Source organism: Rathayibacter sp. AY1A4, assembly GCF_002930955.1.
GTDB lineage: Bacteria > Actinomycetota > Actinomycetes > Actinomycetales > Microbacteriaceae > Rathayibacter.
In genome coordinates this window covers 1-2,930 of the sequence record NZ_PSTN01000053.1, presented here as the reverse complement: position 1 = coordinate 2,930, position 2,930 = coordinate 1, and the positions used below count along the sequence as shown (strand labels likewise).

Genomic DNA, 2,930 nt, shown 5'->3' with positions numbered 1-2,930 from the left:
CGGCCGGAAGGTTCGAGCGTAAGTGGATGCTATTCACCCACCACTCCACTCCCCAAGCATCGGACGGCGGAGCCGTCCGGAGGCGAGAGGCGGCGTAGGCCCGAAGTACAACCGAGTCACCTGAACGAGTGAACCCGCGTTCGATGAGCGGTCGGAGCGTGGGATCGTCGTTCAACCAGCGCTCCACGGCTCAACTCTGTCACGCAGTGACGTTGCGCATCGTCCCGTAAGGGAATCGACTGGCGGGCTATTCCTCGATCGGTTCAGCGCCCTCGAGCGGAGTCAGCGTCGCCCAGAATCCGTTCCCGGAACTGAGGTACAGGCGGAGGGGCTGGTCGGTGTCCATCGGGTCTCCGTCCGGGTAGAGGTCGGTGCCGCTGCACGCATCAGGCATCGACACGACGCGGATTGTCTCTCCTGCAATGAACGGTCCCTTCTCTGTCTCATCCACGGTGACCATGTATGCGGATGCTGCGACGCTGAAGACGCTCTGAGTTCCCGAGGCGCGAGGGGAGGCAGTCGTGATGACCGCTTCGGCGACTTCGTAGCGGGCTTCCGCGGATCCAAAATACGCCCAGCCCGGGCATCCCGACGTCTGCACCGCCGGCGCGCAGCCGGCGGCGGTGAGCAGCGCCGCTCCGGTTGTGAGCGCGGCAGCAACTCGAATGCGGTGACGCGAACCCGAGGTCATGCCGGTGACGCTACCCGCTCAGCTCCGTCCCATATGGGGATCGTTCTGCGGATCACCAAGTCGCCGGGCCGACCTCCGCCGGGTGCCGTGGTTCAGCGAGAGAGCCCTCCCGCTGTCAGCTTGCGCGGACCGACAGGTTCTTGCCGAGCTGGGTCCAGCCGTCGCCGGTGGCGTCGTCCGGTACGGCGTCGTCGGGGTGGATCTGTACCGTCCAGTCGTTCTGCTTTGACAGCTTCTCGCCGCAGCCGCTGACCGGTTCGTCGCCCTCGTTGACGATGACGCAGTGTCCGGCTCCCTCGCGAGGTAAGGCCAAGTAGAAGTCGAGGCCCTCGACGGACCCGGCGAACCGGATCGAGTCGGGATCGAGCTTGTCTCCGACGCTGCCGAGCGAGGGGAGTGCGTCCTGCTCCTGCTGCGCCCTGTCGTAGTCCGAGTACACGGTCGGGTCGTCGTAGACGGTGGTGTCCTGCGCGCACCCGCCGAGAAGAGGAAGGGCCATGAGCGCGACCGAGGCCGCACCGATCTTGAATCCGTAGGTCGATCGTTTGTGGCCCATGGCGTCCCCCGTCGCGTTTCGCTCACCCTACTTCGCCTGAACTCCAGAGCACCGGCTCTCATCAACGGAGCGAAGAGCGCGAGGCTGCCCGTTCCGTATGGGGATCCCCTAACGGGACGACGCAAAGCCGATCGAAGGTCAGTAGGCGACGTCAGCGGGCGCTGGCTTCCCGACTCGGCTGTGATCGGGCCGACGGGCTCGGTGGGAAGATCTGGCCAGGAGGAGACCTGCAGTCACAGCAGCCAGCGACGTGGCGACGCCGGTGAAGGGCAAAGTGTCCGCGACATCCCACGGGAGAAAGAACGCTCCAGGGTCGGTGAGGGGGTTGATGACCAGGAGGAGCCCGACACCAATCAGTGTGACGGGTCGTCCCGGCGAGAGCACGAGGGCGCCGAGTATCACGAGCGGGAAGGCGATGGCCCAGAGGATCGTCGTGGCGATCCACGTGAAGTCCGACTGTGTGGCGCTGTAGCAACCCTCGTTCAGGCCACTGAAGCACGAGCTCCAATGCACCAGGAACGCGGCGGCACCAGCAGCGCCGAGCGATGCGATTGTCCATCCAACCAACGGGCCTGACTTAGCGAGTCGCTTCATGCGCTCACCATAGGACTCGAAGGAGAACCTGAGCTAGATCCACATGGTCGAAGCGAAGGCCACCGCCGCGCCCCCACTCGCTCTGATGAACGATCGTTCAGCGAAACCATTCCAGGCCTGGAGCGCGGCGATCCCACCTGAGGGTCAGAGGGTGGGGAACCAGCTCGAGTTGTCCACGATCCACAGCGACACAGAGTTCCAGAGCCCGGTGATGACGAGGACGCCGATGACGATGAGGAGCACGGCGACGGCCTTGTTGGCGTAGGCGCCGATGCGGCGCAGCCAGCGGCGTGAGCGTGCTGCGCGGGCGAGGACGAGTCCGAGTAGGAACAGCGGGGTGAGCATGCCGAGGAAGTAGACGAACCCCAGCGCGACGCCGAGTCCCACGGTGTCGATGTTGGAGGCGAGGCCGTAGGCGATGGCGAGGGATGGGCCGAGGCAGGGGTACCAGACGGCGGCGCAGCTGATTCCGAGCAGCAGTGCTTTCGCGGCCGAGCCGACTGGGGTGGAGGTCTTCGTGATCCAGGGGATCCGGAGGAAGCCGAGGGAGTAGAGGCCGGCGGCGATGAGTAGTCCGCCGGCGATGAACGTGTACGGCGGCCGGGCGAGGTTCACGTTCGCGCCGAGCGCGAGCAGCAGCGCCACGGATCCGATCAGCACGAGAGCGGCCCCGACCGCGAACGCGAGGATCGACCACACCTGTCGAGACGGTCGAGCCCGTCCGTCCCCTGTCGAGGTGAGCGCGCCGACGATGCCGGGGAGGATCGGTGCAGCGCAGGGGGAGAGCAGAGCGAGCGCGCCCGCGAGGAACGCGGTGCCAAGCTCGGGGAACATCCCCTCACCCTAGTTTCCGGAAAGGGCGCGTCCTGGCCCCGCGCTTCCTAGGCTGACCTCGTGACCTGGACAAGTCGACCGCGCAGCATCGCAAGGGTGACCGCTCGAACCCTCGCCATCACGGCCATCGCTGCCGCGGGCGCGGCCTCGCTGAGCGGGTGCTTCACCACCGCCGAGCGGCCGCCGCTCACTTTCGCGGACCTCGACCGGGCGGCGACCGACGCCGATACGTTCCCGACGCTGCCCCCGCGGGCC

The 2,930-nt window shown here is 66.7% G+C and carries 4 protein-coding genes; all 4 read right to left on the bottom strand.

Translation table 11 applies throughout. The features are described from left to right. Positions 1-247: 247 nt before the first annotated feature. Positions 248-691 carry a hypothetical protein gene (locus C5B92_RS17095; protein WP_146076925.1) on the bottom strand — a complete coding sequence of 148 codons (444 nt, stop codon included), beginning with the start codon at positions 689-691 and terminating at the stop codon, positions 248-250. Positions 692-806: 115 nt separating this feature from the next. Continuing rightward, positions 807-1,247 carry a hypothetical protein gene (locus C5B92_RS16730; protein WP_104234410.1) on the bottom strand — a complete coding sequence of 147 codons (441 nt, stop codon included), beginning with the start codon at positions 1,245-1,247 and terminating at the stop codon, positions 807-809. Between the two features lie 138 nt (positions 1,248-1,385). Beyond that, positions 1,386-1,841 (bottom strand): hypothetical protein, encoded by a 456-nt coding sequence (locus C5B92_RS17090; RefSeq protein WP_146079385.1) that lies wholly within the window; start codon positions 1,839-1,841, stop codon positions 1,386-1,388. 144 nt (positions 1,842-1,985) lie between these two features. Further along, complete coding sequence (locus C5B92_RS16725; protein WP_104234411.1) at positions 1,986-2,675, bottom strand: cytochrome c biogenesis CcdA family protein; 690 nt, start codon at positions 2,673-2,675, stop codon at positions 1,986-1,988. Positions 2,676-2,930 lie beyond the last annotated feature (255 nt).